Source organism: Pseudoalteromonas sp. UBA6610 (assembly GCF_002433295.1).
Taxonomy (GTDB): domain Bacteria; phylum Pseudomonadota; class Gammaproteobacteria; order Enterobacterales; family Alteromonadaceae; genus Pseudoalteromonas; species Pseudoalteromonas atlantica.
In genome coordinates this window covers 5,633-6,440 of the sequence record NZ_DJHW01000076.1, presented here as the reverse complement: position 1 = coordinate 6,440, position 808 = coordinate 5,633, and the positions used below count along the sequence as shown (strand labels likewise).

The following is an 808-nucleotide window of genomic DNA, read 5'->3' as shown; positions in this document are numbered from 1 at the left end:
CGACATCCAATACGGGTTTTCTTCATCAACATTTACTTGGTTGCTTCTAAATACCCGCATTAGCTACGCTCCAATTCATCCACTAAATCAGAAATAGAACTCACAGTTCGGCGCATTTGGTCACCAAACTCAAGTGTTGTGGTATTCCAGGTTTCCATACGTTCTTTAACTTGGGTATTTACCTCTGATGAATAACTACGTAGCCACTCATTCGTTTGCTTTTCAATATCCGATACTTGCTTAGCTAAGGTATTACTCAACCCCTCAAACGACGCCTCAACACCACGTATAAAGTCACTCTGGTGTGTTTTCATTTCGCTAAAGCCACTTTGAGCTAATTTAGCTGTGTTACCAAATTGCTCTGTTGTAGCAACAAGCGAGGTTTCCAGCCCTCTTAGCACTTTAGCTTGTTCAATTACGTGATTTGCTAATCCATCATTTTGCGCAGAAATACCTTTAATAGTGTCGGTCATATCAGCTAAGCGCGAATCAAACAGCTCTGTTGCCTTTAATAGATTACCCGATAACACCCCAATTTGGTTGGCGCTATTGCTCAGGTTTTGGCTACTTGTAGCAGATGACTCCGCAACCGTTTTGAGCTCTCCAATAACGTCTTTATGTTGTGCAATAACCGAATCCATATGCGTTTGCGTACGTTTTACTGCATCCGTCATCGAGGTAAGCATTTGGTCTTGTTGTGCTAGCCACTTACCTAACTGCGTTTGTAATTGCTCACGATATTCTGAGTCACGCTTAGAGGCTTCAAGCTGTTGGCTGTTAATTAATGAACCAAACGTTTCTTCAAGCG

The 808-nt window shown here is 42.1% G+C and carries 1 protein-coding gene; it reads right to left on the bottom strand.

Annotated features, from left to right (window positions below; translation table 11 throughout):
• Positions 1-59: 59 nt before the first annotated feature.
• Positions 60-808 (bottom strand): hypothetical protein (locus B4F91_RS10245; RefSeq protein ID WP_288635710.1); only part of this gene is annotated, 749 nt, incomplete at its 5' end.